Origin of the sequence: Bacillus sp. SIMBA_074 (assembly GCF_046534555.1) — a bacterium.
In the GTDB taxonomy this organism is placed as follows: domain Bacteria; phylum Bacillota; class Bacilli; order Bacillales; family Bacillaceae_G; genus Bacillus_A; species Bacillus_A mycoides.
In genome coordinates, this window is record NZ_JAWRYM010000757.1 from 1 (window position 1) to 260 (window position 260).

Consider the following 260-nt stretch of genomic DNA (forward strand, 5'->3'; position numbering starts at 1 on the left):
CGTCAGCTTTAGGATCAAAAGAATCGTCGATATGCAAATAAGGGCACCGACAACCAATTTGAGTAAAGTGACATCGACATACAGATAAATCAAGATCCCGGGAATCAGCCCGATCAGGCTACCACGAATCAATCTGCCGAGCAGAAGTGTGTCTACTTCATGCCTGATCTTGTAAATCATGAAAACGGAGATACATAGGGAAAGGATAATATTGATTTGAATCGCGCTGTGAGCCGGGTAGAGCAGAAACAAAAAAGGCG

The 260-nt window shown here is 43.8% G+C and carries 1 protein-coding gene; it reads right to left on the reverse strand.

The window, feature by feature from the left end; translation table 11 throughout:
• Window positions 1-252 (reverse strand): TSUP family transporter (locus tag SB773_RS32815; protein WP_410594583.1); only part of this gene is annotated, 252 nt, incomplete at its 3' end.
• Window positions 253-260: the final 8 nt, after the last annotated feature.